The 16147-nt window shown below is 72.6% G+C and carries 10 protein-coding genes; 3 read left to right on the top strand and 7 right to left on the bottom strand.

The features are described from left to right. Positions 1–624: 624 nt before the first annotated feature. The 3 genes from B056_RS0120605 to B056_RS0120595 form a co-directional block, all read right to left on the bottom strand. Complete coding sequence (locus B056_RS0120605) at positions 625–1173, bottom strand: helix-turn-helix transcriptional regulator (protein ID WP_018503755.1); 549 nt, start codon at positions 1171–1173, stop codon at positions 625–627. A gap of 234 nt (positions 1174–1407) precedes the next feature. Beyond that, the gene (locus tag B056_RS0120600) at positions 1408–2370 is read right to left on the bottom strand and encodes an electron transfer flavoprotein subunit alpha/FixB family protein (RefSeq protein WP_018503754.1); all 963 of its coding nucleotides are present in this window, start codon (positions 2368–2370) and stop codon (positions 1408–1410) included. 14 nt (positions 2371–2384) lie between these two features. Further along, entirely contained in the window at positions 2385–3170 is a 786-nt protein-coding gene (locus tag B056_RS0120595) for an electron transfer flavoprotein subunit beta/FixA family protein (RefSeq protein ID WP_018503753.1), read from the bottom strand. Positions 3171–3740: 570 nt separating this feature from the next. On the opposite strand from B056_RS0120595, the gene B056_RS0120590 reads away from it, so the two are divergent. Both B056_RS0120590 and B056_RS0120585 read left to right on the top strand, forming a co-directional pair. After that, positions 3741–5384: a hypothetical protein gene (locus B056_RS0120590; RefSeq protein WP_018503752.1), complete on the top strand. Its 1644-nt coding sequence runs from the start codon at positions 3741–3743 to the stop codon at positions 5382–5384. A gap of 28 nt (positions 5385–5412) precedes the next feature. Next, positions 5413–6594: an endonuclease/exonuclease/phosphatase family protein gene (locus tag B056_RS0120585; RefSeq protein ID WP_018503751.1), complete on the top strand. Its 1182-nt coding sequence runs from the start codon at positions 5413–5415 to the stop codon at positions 6592–6594. A 62-nt stretch (positions 6595–6656) separates the two neighbouring features. Here the strand turns inward: B056_RS0120585 and B056_RS0120580 are convergent, their stop codons facing one another. Then, positions 6657–7433, bottom strand: a complete 777-nt coding sequence (locus B056_RS0120580; RefSeq protein WP_018503750.1) for an enoyl-CoA hydratase/isomerase family protein — start codon at positions 7431–7433, stop codon at positions 6657–6659. A 233-nt stretch (positions 7434–7666) separates the two neighbouring features. On the opposite strand from B056_RS0120580, the gene glgX reads away from it, so the two are divergent. Beyond that, a complete protein-coding gene (gene glgX, locus B056_RS37340) occupies positions 7667–9955 on the top strand; it encodes a glycogen debranching protein GlgX (RefSeq protein WP_018503749.1) in 2289 nt (762 codons plus the stop codon). Between the two features lie 44 nt (positions 9956–9999). On the opposite strand, the gene glgP is transcribed toward glgX, so the two are convergent. From glgP to B056_RS0120560, 3 genes are all read right to left on the bottom strand, one after another. Then, a complete protein-coding gene (gene glgP / locus B056_RS0120570) occupies positions 10000–12564 on the bottom strand; it encodes an alpha-glucan family phosphorylase (RefSeq protein WP_018503748.1) in 2565 nt (854 codons plus the stop codon). Between the two features lie 183 nt (positions 12565–12747). After that, positions 12748–14763, bottom strand: a complete 2016-nt coding sequence (acs, locus tag B056_RS0120565) for an acetate--CoA ligase (protein ID WP_026239934.1) — start codon at positions 14761–14763, stop codon at positions 12748–12750. 250 nt (positions 14764–15013) lie between these two features. Next, a complete protein-coding gene (locus B056_RS0120560) occupies positions 15014–15991 on the bottom strand; it encodes an antibiotic biosynthesis monooxygenase (RefSeq protein WP_026239933.1) in 978 nt (325 codons plus the stop codon). Positions 15992–16147: the final 156 nt, after the last annotated feature.

Below are 16147 nucleotides of genomic sequence, written 5' to 3'. Positions count from 1 at the left end.
TTTGCCGTATCCGTTTCGGCCTTTCGGCCCCGGCTGCGGCGACTCGGTTAAGTTACCGAGACTTTCGGGTTTGTGTCAAATCACTCCGGCCGAGCCGGTGACCGCCACGCTTTTCAAACCTTACCGCATCGNTTTCGGGCCTCTTCCTCGGGGGGTCGATGCCCCCTCGGAGGATCCTGGCCCGCCAACGCCCTGGACTGTTCGTCCTGGGTGGGCGGCGAGATGGAACTATACACGAGCGATCCATGGGGGTGTGCGGACCGCCCCGACACATGCAATCCAGGCCTGAGCCGGACCCGCCCCTGCGCCACCGAACCGGACGAAGGCGCCCCAACCGCCTGTTACCCGCCGCCGCCCGGCTGGCTCGAGCTCCATCGACCCGCCCACGGGGGTCGCTCCCGGCGAGTCCCGCCGATTGCCGCTCGGCGTCGCCTCTTCCGGACTGCTACCCCATATCGAGTACCCCGACACCCGTCCCGCGGAACGTCCGTGGCCGGGCAACACGTACTTCGACGTCCCGGGTCGGGCATCGGGGTCGGCGTGGCCGAACCGGTGGGTTCCCCGGCGGTTCGGTGCCGGAGCCAGTGAACAGCCGTCCGGACGCGGAAACCGCCGTCTTCCGCGTCAGGGCCGCGGACGACCATCCGCCGCCTCGGAGCGTTCGGCGGCCCACCGGGCCCAGCCGGCCAGGGCCTCGTACAGCCGCGCTCCGCCCTCGATGGCCACGCGCATCGACCGGTTCTGCGGGGTGTCGGGGAAGTCGCCGCGGTCGGTGGCCTGGGCGTAGGCGCGGTACCGGCCGGCCGCCGAGGCGAAGAACTCGGCTTCGCGGACCAGGTGGTGATTGAGGTCCGCCGGTTCCATGAGCCAGAAGAAGAACGACCGCAGCAGGGGCTGGAGTCGCATGGTGTGATCGACCTCCGCCGGCTCGCGCAGCCAGCGCCTGATCTCGTTCAGGCCGGCGTTGGTGATCCGGTAGGCCTTGCGTCCGCGGGGCCCCTCGCTGTCGATCTCGATCAGGCCGTCGCCGGCGAGCCGGCTCAGCTCCCCGTAGATCTGCGGGTGCCCGGCCGGCCAGACGGCGCCCAGCACCTGCTCGAATCGTCTCGTGAGGTCGTAGCCACTGGCCGGACCCTCCGCGAGCAGCCCCAGCAACCCGTGGCGTAGCGACACTCAGACACCTCCCGCTCTTATCTCAACACCGAGCGTAACCGAGGTGGCGCGAGCCGCCCCGGTTCAGGAGCCGGACGCACGGCGGGAACGGAAGGCACGGGAGACACGGAAGACACTGCGGAAACGGCGACGGCCGGGTGCGGCCCCTCGGGCTGGGAGGGAACGCACCCGGCCGTCCTGCGCCCGGTCGGGACGGCCTGTCGCGGGCCGTCCCGGATGGTGCGGCTCGGCGGGTCAGCCGGCCTTGTGCTTCTGGATCTCCTCGGTGAGCTGCGGGACGACGTTGAACAGGTCACCGACCAGTCCGTAGTCCGCGAACTCGAAGATCGGGGCCTCGGGGTCCTTGTTGACCGCCACGATCGTCTTCGAGGTCTGCATGCCGGCCCGGTGCTGGATGGCGCCGGAGATCCCGACCGCGATGTACAGCTGGGGCGACACCGTCTTGCCGGTCTGGCCGACCTGGTTCTGGTGCGGGTACCAGCCGGCGTCGGTCGCGGCGCGCGAGGCGCCGACGGCCGCGCCGAGTGTGTCGGCCAGCTTCTCGACCAGCGCGAAGTGCTCGGCGGCACCCAGGCCACGGCCGCCGGAGACGACGACCTGGGCCTCGGTGAGGTCCGGACGGCCGGACTTCGCCTCGACGACCCGGTCCACGATCTTCGCGCCCTTGGCCGCGTCGGAGATCGCGATGTCGACCGGGGTCTCCACCGGGGTCGTCGGCGCGGCCTCGGGAGCGGTCGAGTTCGGCCGGACGACGACGATCGGGGTGCCCTTGGTGACCTTCGAGTTGACGATCGTCGAACCGCCGAAGATGCCCTGGGTGGCCGTCAGGTCCGGGGTGAGCGCGGTGGCGTCCCAGATCAGGCCGGAGTCCGTGCGGGCGGCCGTGCGGGCCGCGACCTCACGGGAGTCCGGCGTGGCCGCGGCCAGGACGGCCACCGGCGAGACGTCCGCGACCAGCTTCGACAGGACCTCGGCCGCCGGCGCCCCGATGTAGTCGGCGACGTCGTCGGACTCGACCAGGTAGACCTTGGCCGCGCCGTACTGGGCCAGGTACTCCTTCACCTTGGCGTAGCTGCCCGGGCCGCCGAGGAACACCGCCGAGGGCTCGCCGATCGTGCGTGCCAGCGTCAGCAGCTCGGCCGTGACCTTCTTCGGCTCGCCGTCGGTGTGCTCGACGAGTACAAGAACTTCAGCCATCGAACAACAACCCCTCAGATGAGCTTCTGGGCCGCGAGGAACGCAGCGACCTTCGTGCCGCCGTCACCCTCGTCCTTGACGATGGTGCCGCTCTGGCGCGGCGGGGCCGGCTGCGACTCGACAACCGTGGACGTCGCCCCGGCGAGGCCCACCGAGCCCGCGTCGAGACCGGCGTCGGCGGCCGAGAGCTTGGTCAGCGGCTTCTTCTTGGCCGCCATGATGCCCTTGAACGAGGGGTACCGCGGCTGGTTGATCTTCTCGACCACACCCACGACCGCCGGCAGGGTCGCCTCGACGAGCGCGTAGCCGTTGTCGGCGAGGCGCTCGACGGAGACCTTGTTCGCGCCCGGGTCGACCGTGACCTTGCGGGCCTGGGTGAGCTGCGGCAGACCGAGACGCTCCGCCAGGAGGGCGCCCATGACGCCACCTCGGGCGTCGGAGGCCTCCGACGAGGTGATGATCAGGTCCGGCGAGAGCGTGGAGATCACCTTCGCCAGCGCGGCGGAGGTGGCGAGGGCGTCGGAGCCGTGCAGCGACTCGTCGGTCAGGTGCACCGCCTTGTCGGCACCCATCGAGAGAGCCTTGCGGATCGTCTCGACGGCCTTCTCCGGCCCCATCGTGACGACCGTCACCTCGCCGCCGTGGGCTTCCTTGATCTTCAGGGCCTCTTCGACCCCGTACTCGTCCATCTCGTTCATGACGTTGTCGACGCTCTTACGGTCGACCGTCTTGTCCGAGGCGTCGAGCTTCTTCTCCGCCCAGGTATCGGGAACCTGCTTGACGGTAACCACGATGTTCACGCCTTGGGGCCTCCGTAGCCAGCAATATCGATGTCGGTCCTCCACGCATCGTCGCATCTGACGCCCTGACGTGCCCGATGATCGGCGCCGTGATGCAGGCCGCAATCCGCCCGCTCCGGACACGTCAGTCCGGCGGCCGCGGACCTCCGGGAGACACCATCCGGGCACATCGGCGCCGGCCGGCCCGACCACGACCGCCGTATGGCGACACAGCCCCCCACCCTCGGGACGCCCGCCGGGCGCGCGCGGCGGCGGCGAGGTGCCGGCGCCGCGCCGGCGGGGGGACACCCGCCGGGCGAGTCCGCCCGGCGGGTGCGATCTGACGGACAGGCCATCGCACCGGCTCGACGCCACGGCGACGCCGCCACGACAGCGGACGATTTGCCATGGTGCTTCCCACTTCGACCACTCCTGCCGCAAGAGGCCCCGGTCCCACCATGACCGTGCATTCTGGCCTACTACTGCACACCCTCTTCCCGAATGCGTGACCAATCGGCTACTTTCTGCCTCGTGGGGTAGCCGAGGGCCTGGTAAAGGCCCATCCGGCCGCATCGAGCAGACGGGGGTCCGATGTCCGCGGAAGAACTCTTGATCGCTGAGCATCCACTGGCCCTCTCGGGCCCGATCCGACCGGGCCGCCCGTCGGTCCGCGTGTCCCCGCCCCGCAACGCCCCGGGCCCCGTCCCCCCGGGCCCCGTTCCCCCGGACCACCTCTCGAGGACGCCGTCCGCCGGACGCACCAGACCGGCGGGCAAGACCGACACGGGCAAAGCCACCAGCGGGACGGCCGCCGGCGGCGGTACCCGGCGGACCCGCGGCGGCGACACCGGCGAATCCGGCGCCCCCACCCTGTTCTCCCGCCTGCTCGCCGAGGCCGACGTCTCCGACACCCGCTTCGCCCGCCAGGTCAACAACCGTGCCCGGTCCCAGCGGCGCATCGAGCTCGGCCTGGCCCGGACGACCGTCGGGCACTGGCGCCGTGGCATGCGGCCCCGGGACCCGATGGTCGCCGAGCTGGCCGCGGCAGAGCTCTCCACCCTCGTCGGCTACCCGGTGACCCCGGCGGACCTCGGCTGGCGGGGCGAAGCCAGCGAACGCGACGACCTCGGCCTCGTCATCGCGGACCTCCCCGACGACAACCTGCGAACACTCGCCGGACTTTCGGGACGAGACATGCGGCGACGTGACGTCCTGCACGACGGGGCGGCCTTCGTCGCCACCGCCTTCGCCGACCCCGTGCTGTCCAGTCTCACCGGCGTGATCCGCCGGATCAGCGCGGACGTCCCGTCCTCCCCGTCCGGCGGAGCGATGATCCGGGACATGACCGAGACGTTCCGCCGACTGGACGCCCGGTTCGGGAGCAGCGAGATCCGTCCCCAGGTCGTGACGTTCCTGCACGACCGCACACGCGCGGCCGTGGAGGGACCGGCCGACACCGACACCTTCGGCGCCCTCGCCGAGCTGGCCCAGTTCAGCGGCTGGCTCGCCCAGGACTGCAACCGCCAGGGGCTGGCCCAGCGCTACTACATCCAGGCGCTGACCCTGGCCGAGCACGCCGACGACGTCATGATGGCCGGCCGGGTGCTGTCCGCCATGAGCGACCAGTCCGCGGCCCAGGGGCACAACCGGCACAGCCTGTCCCTGGCGCGCGCGGCGATCGACCGGTCCGCCCGGCAGTCCGCGCCGGCCGTGCAGGCGATGCTGCAGGACAAGCTGGCGTGGGCGCTCGCCCGCAACGGTGACGAGGCCGGCTGCATGCGTGCCCTGGACGCGCTGGAGCGCACGATCTCCCGCGAGCCGGGCGACGCCCCGTCCTGGGCCGGGCACTACAACGTCGGCGACGTGGCCGAGTGCCAGGGTCACTGCTTCCTGCTGCTGGGCCGGGCGGAGATGGCCGAGAAACGGCTGCTGGAGGCCCGCGACCTGCAGGGGCCGGCCCGGGCCCGGACCCGGGCATACGCGGAGGCCGACCTGGCGCTGTCCTACCTGAAACGGCCGCGCCCCGACCTCGAGGCGGCTCTCGAGGCCGGGTACCGGGCGGTGGAGGTGGCCGGGCCGGTGTCCTCGACCCGGCTCGTCACGAAACTCGCCGAGCTGGACCGCACGATCGCCGGCCCCGGCTTCGCGAAAGCCGTCGCGGCCCGTGAGTGGCGCTCACGCGCCGCGAGTCTCGTGCGGCCGGCCCAGCAGCGCTCGGAACCCGCCGTCGGCTGACCGGCCCGGACCGGGCACCCTATGTCCGGTGAGCCCCGCGAAGGGCATCGGCCGACGCATCGGCCGACGCGCCCCCACCTCCAGCAACCTCGCCGGCGATCCCAACGGCAACAGCGCCGGCGCCGGCGGAGTCACCGGCGGGAGCGGCGGGAGCGGCGGAGACATCGGCGCCGGGGCGGGCACGGGCGCCGGCGACATCCCGGCGATCCCGTCCGACCCGCCCGGCTGGACGGGTGGGACGCACCCACCGGCCCGGATCGCGCTGGTGTTCGTCGCCTGGGTCGTCACGGCGGCGCTCGCCGTCCTCGCCGCGATCCGCCTCGTCCACCTCGACGACGCGTTCGCCTGGCCGTTCGCCGCGCTCAACGCGCTGACGCCGCTGCTGTACCTGCCGGTCTACGCGGCGCTCGCGATCGGCTTCGCGCTGCGGCGCAACCTGCTCATGATCTTCTGTGCGCTGCTCGTGGTCGCCCACCTGGTCTGGGCGCTGCCCGAGGTCCTTCCCGGCGACGCCGACGACGTCCCGCAGGGCTCGGCCCGGCTGCGGGTGATGAGCGCGAACCTGCTCTACTCCAACACCGAGGCCGGCCGGCTGGGCCGGCAGATCGAGGCCGCCGACCCCGACGTCCTGGTGCTGGTCGAGCTCTCGCCGCGGACGTTGGCCGACGTCCAGGCCTCGGGCGCGCTGAAGGAGTACCGGTACTCCGAGGTCCGTCCGCGGGACGGCGCGTTCGGCGCGGCGGTGTTCTCCCGCTTCCCGTTGTCGGACACGGCGGCGCCTGAGGTGGCCGGCAGCATGTCACTGCGCACGACGGTGCGGGTCGACGAGCGACGTTCCTTCGTCATGTACGCGGTGCACACGATCTCGCCGACGAGCGGGGACTACGCGAAACGGTGGCGGACCCAGCTCGACCATCTCCGCGAGGACGTCGAGAGCTCGACCCTGCCGGTCGTGCTCGCCGGCGACTTCAACGCCACCCGGGACCACCGCCCGCTGCGCCGGCTGCTCTCCGCCGGTGTGCGCGACGCCCACGACGTCCTCGGCGCCGGCTGGACGCCGACCTGGAACGCGAAGACGGTCGCGCTCCCACCGGTGCTGCGGATCGACCACGTCCTCGCCTCACCGGCCTTCGCGATCACCAGCTACCAGGTCGGCTCCGAGTTCGGCAGCGACCACAAGCCGGTGACCGTCGACCTGGCCCTGCGCTAGCCGCCGCCCACCCCGACCCGCCGCTGACGAGGCCGGCGAAGGCTGGCCGGCGGCCGGCGAGGCTAGCGGCCGACGAAGTCGGCCTTGCCCGGGCCGCGCTCGATGAACGAGTCCATGCCGTGGCGGCGGTCCTCGGTGCCGAACAGGCCGACGAACAGCGCCGACTCCAGCCGCAGCGCCTCGGAGAGCGCGAGGTCGCCGCCGTCGTCGATCGCCTGCTTCGCCGCGGCCAGCGCCAGGGCGGGCCCGGTGACGAAGCGGCCGGCCATCCGCAGCGCCTCGGCGTACACCTCGTCGGCCGGGACGACCTTGTCGGCCAGCCCGATCGCCTCCGCCTCGGCGGCCCGCACCTGCCGTCCGCTGAAGACCAGGTTCTTGGCCCGGGCCGGGCCGATGAGCCGCGGCAGACGCTGCGTGCCGCCGGCGCCCGGGATGACACCCAGGGTGATCTCGGGCACTCCGACCTTCGCGTTCTCGGCGAAGACCCGGAAGTCGGCGCACAGCGCCAGCTCCAGGCCGCCACCGAGGGCGTAGCCGGTGACGGCCGCGACGACCGGCTTCGGGATCCGCGCCACCAGGTCGAGGGCCGCGCCCAGATCGCGGACCCAGCCGGTGATGCCGGCGATGTCCAGCTTCGCCATCTCCTTGATGTCCGCCCCGGCGGCGAACACCTTCTCGCCGCCGTAGAGGACGACCGCGCGGATGTCCGCCCGCGCGGTGGCCTCGAGGGCGGTGGCGCGCAGCTCGGCGGCGAGCTCGGCGTTGAGCGCGTTCATCGGCGGCCGGTCCAGCCGGATCGTCCCGACACCGTCGGAGACCTCGAGCCGCACGACCGCCATCGCCAAACCTCCGCGCATCAGTGAGCCACCCGCCCGCCGGGCCGTCCCCCGCCGGGCCGCAGCCAACACTAGACGAGTACGGCACCACGTTCAGGCCACCGACGACCACCCCGGGACCACGCCCGGCCGGCCTCCCCCCGCCGCGAGGCAACGGAGTGACGCCGGTCACTTGGGACGGGTGGAGGTAGGAGTTCGGGGGACCACCGAATGATGTGACGGTTAGCGTCGTTCCCATGATCCGCCCCGGTTCGGCCAGCCCGCTCGGCGTGTGGTGGGACGGCGCGGGGGTCAACGTCGCCGTGGTGGCGCCCGGGGCCGACGCGGTGGACTTCTGCGTGTTCGACGACCACGGCCTGCCGACCGCCTCCGGCGGCGAGACGCGGTACCGGCTTCCCGAGCGGGACGGCGGTGTCTGGCACGGCTACCTCCCCGGGGTGGGCCCGGGGCAGGTCTACGGCCTGCGGGCGCACGGGCCGTACGCGCCCGGGCGCGGCGAACGGTACAACCCGGCGAAACTGCTGCTCGACCCCTACGCCCGCCGGGTCACGGGGAACTTCGTGCCCGATCCGGCGGTGCACGGGTACGTGGCCGGTGATCCCTACGGACAGGACCCCGACGACCGGGACTCGGCGCCGTACGTGCCGAAGGGCGTCGTGACCGGGCCGGTCACCGGGCCGGACCCGGCCGCGAACCGGCCGCGGACGGCCTGGGCCGACACGATCCTGTACGAGCTGCACGTCCGGGGCTTCACCAGGCTGCACCCGGGGGTGCCCGAGAAGCTGCGCGGAACCTACGCCGGCCTGGCGCACCCGGCGGTCGTCGACCATCTGCTGCGGATCGGGGTCACCGCGGTCGAGCTGCTGCCCGTCCACGCGCACATCTCCGAGACGACGCTGCTGGAGCACGGCCGTTCCAACTACTGGGGCTACAACACGCTGGCGTTCTTCGCGCCGCACCCCGGTTACGCCGCCACCGACGACCCCGTCGCCGAGTTCCGCGCGATGGTCGCCACACTGCACGACGCGGGCATCGAGGTGCTGCTCGACGTCGTCTACAACCACACCGCCGAGGGCAGCGAGCGCGGGCCGACGCTGAGTCTGCGCGGGCTGGACAACATCGCCTACTACCGGGTGGAACCCAACGATCCGCGCCGCTACCGCGATGTCACCGGCTGCGGGAACACCGTCGACGCCACGTCGCCGCACGTCGTGCGCCTGATCTGCGACTCGCTGCGGTACTGGGTGGCCGAGCTGGGGGTGGACGGGTTCCGCTTCGACCTGGCGACGGCGCTCGCCCGGTCACCGGACGGGTTCGAGCCGGCCGCGCCGCTGCTCACCGCGATCCAGGCCGACCCGCTGCTGTCCTCTGTCAAGCTGATCGCCGAGCCGTGGGACCTCGGCTGGGGCGGGTACCAGGTCGGCGCGTTCCCGGCGCCGTGGGCCGAGTGGAACGGCCGGTTCCGCGACACCCTGCGCGACATCTTCAGCGGCCGCACCGGCAGCGTGGCGGATCTCGGGTACCGGATCACCGGCTCGTCCGACATCTACGAACATTCGGGACGCCGGCCCTGGGCCTCGGTCAACTTCGTCACCGCGCACGACGGGTTCCCCCTCGCCGACCTGGTCTCCTACAACGAGAAGCACAACGAGGCCAACGGGGAGGGCAACCGGGACGGGGAGTCGGAGAACCGGTCGTCGAACCACGGCGCCGAGGGGCCGACGGACGACCCGGGTATCCGCACGGCCCGCCGCCGGACCCGCCGGGCGCTGATCAGCACGCTGCTGCTGTCGGCCGGGGTGCCGATGCTGCTCGCCGGCGACGAGCTGGGACGTTCGCAGGGCGGCAACAACAACGCCTACTGCCAGGACAACGCGGTCTCCTGGCTGGCCTGGCCGGACGGAACGGCGGACACCCCCGGGGCCGGCACGCCCGGGGCCGGCACGCCCGGGGTTGGTGCGCCCGGCGAGGTGCCGGCCGCGGATCCGGCCGGCCCGGACCCGGCGCTGACCACGCTGGTGAGCGGGCTGATCCGGCTGCGCCGCACCGCACCCGTGCTGCGGCGACAGCGGTTCTTCCGCGGTGGCGCGCCCACCCCGCGACGACTGCCCGACATCACCTGGTTCCGGCAGGACGGCGCGGTGATGTCGGCCGCGGACTGGAACGCCCCGCGGGTGGCGATCCTGGTGGCGCACCTGGCCGGGGAGGGCCTCGAGTGGACCGACGCGGCGGGCGTGCCGGTCGCCGGGGAGAGCCTGCTGCTCGTCATCCATCCGGACGGCGCGGACCGGACGGTCGTGCTCCCCGGGGCACCCTGGGCGACCCGCTACGACCTCCTGCTCGACACCGCCGCGGACGACCTCGCCGGTTTCCCGGACACGATGACCGAGCCCCGCCGGACCCTGGCGGCCGGCGCGCGACTCGACGTGGCCGGACGGACCGTCCTGATCCTGCGCGCCCTCGGCGGCTCCGACCTCGACCTCGACGTCGGCGACACCGGCGACCGCCACGCCTCGACCGGGTAGCCCCGGGCCCCCGGGCGTGGGGCCCGGGGCCACCCGGGGGTGGGTCAGGGGTTGGTGACCAGGCCGAGCTCGGCCGGGCTCGCGGTGAGGCGGTGGCGCGGCAGCACCCGCACCGTGTAACCGAACGGACCGGTCCGGCCGAGCGGGATCGTGCCCTCGTACCGGTGGCCGTGGCCGCCCTCGCCCTCGCCCACCTCGGTCAGCGAGAGGGTGCCCGGCGCCACGATGCGATCGGTCTCGTCCACCCGGCCGTAGGAGGCGATCACCTCGACGTCGGCCGGGTCCAGGCCGCCGAGCTCGACCGTCGCCCGCACGACCAGCGACTGGCCCACCTGGGGGGTGTCCCCGAGCCCGGCCGAGTCGACGTTGAGCACGTGCACGCCCGACCAGGCGCTGCGCACCCGGTGCTTCCAGGCCGCGAGGTCCCGCGCCCCGGCGAGGTCGCCCTCGGTGGCCTGGCGGGCCGACACCCCGGCGGGCACGTAGTAGCGCTCGACGTACTCCTGCACCATTCGGGTCGCCAGCACCCGCGGGCCGAGGGTGGCGAGGGTGTGCTTGACCATCGCCGTCCACCGCGGCGGGTTGGACGTCGGCGTCGCCCGGTCGTAGAAGCGCGCCGTCACCGTGTTCTCGAGCAGGTCGTACAGGGCCGCCGACTCGATGTCGTCGCGGCGGTCCGGGTCCTCGACGCCGTCCGCGGTCGGGATGGCCCAGCCGTTCTGGCCGTCGAACATCTCGTCCCACCAGCCGTCCCGGATCGAGAGGTTCAGGCAGCCGTTGAGCGCCGCCTTCATCCCGGACGTGCCGCACGCCTCGAGCGGGCGCAGCGGGTTGTTCAGCCAGACGTCGCAGCCGCCGTAGAGGTACCGGGCCATGCCGATGTCGTAGTCGGGCAGGAAGACGATCCGGTGCCGCACGCCCGGGTTGTCGGCGAACTGGACGATCTGCTGGACGAGCAGCTTGCCGCCGTCGTCGGCCGGGTGGGCCTTGCCGGCGATGACCATCTGGACGGGCCGGTCGGCGTGCAGGAGCAGCCGCTTGAGCCGCTCGGAGTCACGCAGCATCAAGGTGAGCCGCTTGTAGGACGGCACCCGGCGGGCGAAGCCGATGGTGAGCACGTCCGGGTCGAAGACGGACTCGACCCAGTCGAGCTCGCCGGGGGCCGCGCCGCGCTGCAGCCAGGAGACCCGCACCCGGCGGCGGATCTCGGCGACGAGCTGCTCGCGCAGCTCCCGCCGGGTGGCCCAGATGGCCTCGTCGGAGACCTTGTCGAACCGGGCGAAGGCCTCGGCGCCGCCGCTGAGCAGGCCGGGGCCGGGCTGGCGGTCGGCCAGCTCGACGATCGAGCGGGAGACCCAGGTCGGCGCGTGCACGCCGTTGGTGACCGAGCCGATCGGCACCTCGGAGTGGTCGAAGCCGGGCCACAGGCCGGCGAACATCTCCCGGCTGACGATGCCGTGCAGGCTGCTGACCCCGTTGGAGCGCTGGGCGAGGCGCAGGCCCATGTGGGCCATGTTGAACACGTTGGGATCGGGCTCGGCGCCGAGCTCGAGCACCCGGTCGACCGGGACCCCGGGCCAGCTGTTGTCGCCGCCGAAGTGGCGGGCGACCAGGTCCTTGGGGAACCGGTCGATGCCGGCGGGCACGGGGGTGTGCGTGGTGAACAGCGTGCCGGCGCGGGCGGCCTCCAGCGCCTCGTCGAAGCTCAGCCCGGTCTCGGCGAGCTCGCGGATGCGCTCCAGCCCGAGGAAGCCGGCGTGGCCCTCGTTGGTGTGGTAGACCTCCGGCGCCGGCGAGCCGGTGACGGCGGCGAAGGCGCGCAGCGCGCGGACCCCGCCGATCCCCAGCAGCATCTCCTGGAGCAGGCGGTGGTCCGTCCCGCCGCCGTAGAGACGGTCGGTGACCCCCCGCTCGGCGGACTGGTTGTCCTCGACGTCGGAGTCGAGCAGCAGCAGCGGGACCCGGCCGACCTGCGCCTTCCAGATCTGGGCGTGCAGGGTGCGGCCCTCGGGCAGGCCGACGGCGACCTTCACCGGGGCGCCGTCGGCGTCGGTGAGCTGGGTCAGCGGCAGGCCGTGCGGGTCGATGCCGGGATAGCGCTCCTGCTGCCAGCCGTCCCGTGACAGCGACTGGACGAAGTAGCCGGCCCGGTAGAGCAGGCCGACCCCGATGATCGGCACCCCGAGGTCGCTGGCGGTCTTCAGGTGGTCCCCGGCGAGGATGCCCAGGCCGCCCGAGTACTGCGGGAGGACCTCGGTGATCCCGAACTCCGGCGAGAAGTAGGCGATGGCCGCGGGCGCGCCCGGGATCGCCTGCTTCTGGTACCAGAGGTCGGAGGTCAGGTACTCCTGCAGGTCGTCCGCGGCGTCGGAGAGCCGGCGCAGGAACTTCCGGTCGACGGAGAGCGCCACGAGCCGGTCGTGGTCGACCTCGCCGAGCAGCCGGACGGGATCGCCGTTGCAGGCCCGCCACAACTCCGGATCGACCGACTCGAACAGGTCGAGGGTCTCCGGATGCCAGGACCAGCGGAGGTTCAGAACCAGCTCGCCCAGCGCAGCGAGCTGCTCCGGGAGCTGGGCACGGACAGTGAATCGGCGCAGCGCTCTCACGAGACGGGAAGCCTAAACAGGGTGCCTGAACTCGCCACACCCGGGTTCGGCCGGCCGGTTGACGAGCCGCAACAACTTCGCCGCGATCCCCCCAGGACGGATATTCCGCACTCCGCGCCGCCCGTCCACCGCGCGGTGGACGGGCGGCGGTTCGGGCGGGACGCCCGCCGGCCGGGGCGGCGCCTACTCATCCGGGGCGGTGGCGACCTTCGCGGCGATCGCGGACATGACCGCCGGGTCGCGCAGGGTCGTGACGTCGCCGAGCTCGCGGCCCTCGGCGACGTCCCGCAGCAGCCGGCGCATGATCTTGCCGGACCGGGTCTTCGGCAGGTCGTCGGCCCAGATGATCCGGCGCGGGCGGGCCAGCTTGCCGATCCGGTGGGCCACGTGGTCCCGCAGCTGGGAGACCATGGCGTCGTCGCCGACCAGCTCGCCGCGCAGCGTCACGAACGCGACGATCGCCTGGCCGGTGTCCTCGTCCGCCTGGGCCACCACGGCCGCCTCGGCGACCGCCTCGTGCGCGACGATCGCGGACTCCACCTCGGCGGTGGACAGCCGGTGCCCCGACACGTTGATCACGTCGTCGATCCGGCCGATGATCCAGAAGTAGCCGTCCGCGTCGAGGCGGGCGGCGTCGCCCACGACGTAGGTACGGGGGCCGAACCGGGAGAAGTAGGTCCGCACGAACCGCTCGTCGTCGCGGTAGAGCGTGCGCAGCATCGACGGCCACGGGCTGGTGACCACCAGCACCCCGGTGCCCTCGGTGACCGGATCGCCGTCCTCGGACAGCAGCGCCGGGCTGATCCCGGGCAGCGGTGTCGTCGCCGACCCCGGCTTGGTCGACGTCACCCCGGGGATCGGTGAGATCAGGATGGAGCCGGTCTCGGTCTGCCACCAGGTGTCCACGATCGGGCAGCGACCGCCGCCGATCACCTGGTGGTACCACAGCCAGGCCTTCGGGTTGATCGGCTCGCCGACCGAGCCGAGCAGCCGCAGCGACGACAGGTCGTGCCGCTCCGGGTACTCCGCCCCCCACTTGATGCACGCCCGGATGGCCGTCGGCGCGGTGTAGAAGACGGTGACCCTGTACTCGGCGATCACCCGCCACCAGATGTCGTAGTCCGGGTAGTCCGGCGCGCCCTCGTACATCACGCTCGTCACGGCGTTCGCCAGCGGTCCGTACACGATGTAGGAATGGCCGGTGATCCAGCCGACGTCGGCGGAGCACCAGTAGACGTCGGTCTCCGGGTCGAGGTCGAAGACCGTGCGGTGGGTGTACGCCGCGCCGAGCAGGTAGCCGCCGGTGGTGTGCAGGATGCCCTTCGGCTTCGCCGTCGACCCGGAGCTGTACAGGATGAACAGCGGGTGCTCGGCGGACAGCGGCACCGGCGGGCACAGCGGGTCGGCGGCGGCGAGCAGCTCGTGGTACCAGACGTCGCGCCCGGCCGTCATCGCCGTCTCGGCCCCGCCCACCGGGCCGGTGGAGCGGACGACCACGATGTGCTCCAGCTTCGGCAGGTCGCCCAGCTCGGCGTCCACCCCGGCCTTGACCGCCGCGGTGCGGCCCTTGCGGCGGGCCCCGTCCACGGTGATCAGCACCTTGGCGTCGGAGACCTCCATCCGCTCCCGCACCGCGGACGGCGCGAACCCGCCGAAGACCACGTTGTGCACCGCGCCGATCCGGGCGCAGGCGAGCATCGCCACCGCCACCTCGGGGATCATCGGCAGGTAGATGCCGACGACGTCGCCCGGGACCACACCGAGGGAACGCAGGCCGTTCGCGAGCCGCTGGGTGTCGGCGAGCAGCTCGGAATAGGTGACGGCCCGCCGCTCGCCCTCCTCGCCGTGCCAGTGGTAGGCGACCCGACCGCCCAGGCCGGCCGCCACGTGCCGGTCCAGGCAGTTGGCGGAGACGTTGAGCTCGCCGTCGTCGAACCACTTGTAGAACGGCGGGTTCGTGTCGTCGAGGACCCGGGTGAAGGGCTTCTGCCAGGTCAGCAGCTCACGGGCCTTCTCCGCCCAGAAGGCCGGCGGGTCGGCGGCGGCCGCGGCCGCGTCGGCGGCGTACGGCTGGCGGCGGGCGAAACCCGGCGGCGGGTCGAAACGCTCCACAGCCTGCAGCCGCTCCAGCTCCGCCTCGAGCGATCCGGCGGCGGTGTCCGTCCCGCCTCCTGTGGCCCTGCTGCCTGTCACGGTCACGCGTTCCTCCTGCGTCGGCTGAGGCCCGAACGACGGCGGCCCGAACAACGCGGTCACCTACGGTTTCACCGGTGTATCACGAAGCCCGACGGCCTCCCAGGGCCACCGGGCCGCGCGGACAGCCGGTTCCACGCGACCTGGGAACGGCACGGCGCGGTGACCTGCGCGGACGCGCGGAGACATGCGGAGGCCCGTGGGACGCGCAGGGCACACGGGGACGCGCGGGGGCACTTGGGGACCCGATGGACAGTCAGCCGACGGTGCGGGCGAACAGGACGAGGAACGCGCCGTAGCAGCCGAGGGCTACCAGGGCGCCGAGCGCGTCGCGGCGTGGCGAGCGCCGCGGGCCCGACCGCAGCCACCCGGCGAAAAGGCGGTTGACCAGCGGCATCAACAGCCAGGTGAGCGCGCTCACGCTCAGCACATTCCCGACGAACAGCACCGCGTAGCGCGCCAGGCCCAGATCCGTCAGCAGCCGCCCCACCGTCACGTTCAGCACCATGACGGTCGGGTAGAGGGCGAGCAGGACCATCATCGCCTGCTTCCAGTTGGGCGGCGGCGCGCCGTCGGCGCCGTCCCCGAACCGGAACCAACCACTGAACGACGACCCCACGGTACGGACGTCGAAACCGGCGAAATGCCGCCGGCCGTCCGCGAGGAGCCTTTCCCGGGCCGCCGAGTCCAGCCATTCCTCCAGGTGCCGCATCGAGTCGTACCGGAAAAGAGCCACCCAGTGCTCCTGCACCCCGGGCACCGGCCGGAACAGTTCGTAGCCCAGGAATCCCGGCGATCTCTCCTGCACCCGGCGCACCTTCTCCTGCCAGGTCTCGAACTCCCGCTCGTGCCCCCGACGCACGACATGCGACACCACGGCGGTGACGACGTCCCGCTCGGGTGGCCGGCCGGTGAGGATCTCCTGGGTGGCCGGGCGGTCAAGCAGCCTGTCGCCCTCTTCGACGAGGCGCCGGCGGGCCGGCGACTCCAGCCAGCCACGCAGCAGCGCCAGCGTGGAGAACCGGAACACCACGATCCAGGAATGGCTCTCCATGGACGCGGGCGGATACAGCTCGACCGCCTCGAATCCCGGCCGCTCCCGGGCGGCGTCATTGGTCCGCGCCTGCCACCGGCGGTATTCCTGTTCCGCTCCGTCCCGGACGTCGAGCGTCATCACGACGGTCGCGGCGGCGCCGTCCGAATCACTGCTGCCCGCGCTTCCCACCCTGGTCACGATAGGTCCGGACGGCTCCCGACCGAGCGCCGTCCGGACGTCTGCGCACTTTGCCCGAATAGCGGCCACGACCCGCGCCGCCAGACGCGGAAGGCGAACACCGCACTTCCCGCGGGGCGTGCCGATCGGGCGAACGGGGCATCGAGAGAGGTGACT

This window comes from Parafrankia discariae (assembly GCF_000373365.1).
Taxonomy (GTDB): Bacteria; Actinomycetota; Actinomycetes; order Frankiales; family Frankiaceae; genus Parafrankia; species Parafrankia discariae.
The sequence above is the reverse complement of the archived record's forward strand: the minus strand, read 5'-3'. Positions and strand labels throughout refer to the sequence as shown.

What these genes read in the sequence shown, in the direction of transcription:
- B056_RS0120600 (WP_018503754.1), bottom strand. Translation starts at nt 2,370, where the DNA reads ATGGCTGAAGTTCTTGTACTCGTCGAGCACACCGACGGCGAGCCGAAG.
- B056_RS0120590 (WP_018503752.1), top strand. Translation starts at nt 3,741, where the DNA reads ATGTCCGCGGAAGAACTCTTGATCGCTGAGCATCCACTGGCCCTCTCG.
- B056_RS0120580 (WP_018503750.1), bottom strand. Translation starts at nt 7,433, where the DNA reads ATGGCGGTCGTGCGGCTCGAGGTCTCCGACGGTGTCGGGACGATCCGG.
- glgX (WP_018503749.1), top strand. Translation starts at nt 7,667, where the DNA reads ATGATCCGCCCCGGTTCGGCCAGCCCGCTCGGCGTGTGGTGGGACGGC.